Source organism: Escherichia sp. MOD1-EC6021 (assembly GCF_002965245.1).
GTDB classification, from domain to species: domain Bacteria; phylum Pseudomonadota; class Gammaproteobacteria; order Enterobacterales; family Enterobacteriaceae; genus Escherichia; species Escherichia coli_F.
The window spans coordinates 1-547 of sequence record NZ_PTRU01000113.1 but is presented as its reverse complement, the minus strand read 5'-3'; the positions used below and the strand labels follow the sequence as shown (position 1 = coordinate 547).

Sequence of the window (547 nt, the reverse complement as noted above, 5' to 3'; positions counted from 1 at the left end):
AAAGCGACCAGTAAAACATCTCTGGATTTTAGCTCATATATTATTGAGGCTATAAGAGAGAAGCTTGAACGTGATGGCGCAATAGGTCAATAAGCTATCGGATACCTTAAGGGTATCTAATGTGTGTCTTTTAAATGCGTTATGGGGATTCTTAGTGTACCTAAAGAGTCCCCATTAGACATCTTTCTGTATATGGTGACATGATTCGTCACCGCTTTCCTTTCCTCTCAGTTTCACCATTTCATTCCCTTCCCTTAACCTGAACCATGATGTCAAAGATATTTTTATATTGCATTTATGTATCACATATAACACTCATAATGTTTTTTGTATCTATGATTTTCTCTGGTCTTAAGGTTGTACGTGCGATATACATGCAGTTTATTGTGTTTTTATGTTGCTTGCACCCTTTCAGAAAGACCATCTTTCCATTATAATTGAATATAAATTGCATGTATGAAGCATATTTGTTTTTTCTATTTGTTTATGAGCAACGGAGACTGGTTATGAAAATCTTTATTGATGATGGTTCTACCAACATTAAACT

At 34.6% G+C, this 547-nt stretch carries 1 pseudogene; it reads left to right on the top strand.

The features are described 5' to 3' along the window. Nucleotides 1-93, top strand: a pseudogene (locus BEB54_RS29880) (molecular chaperone GroEL); the annotation flags it as partial. Nucleotides 94-547 lie beyond the last annotated feature (454 nt).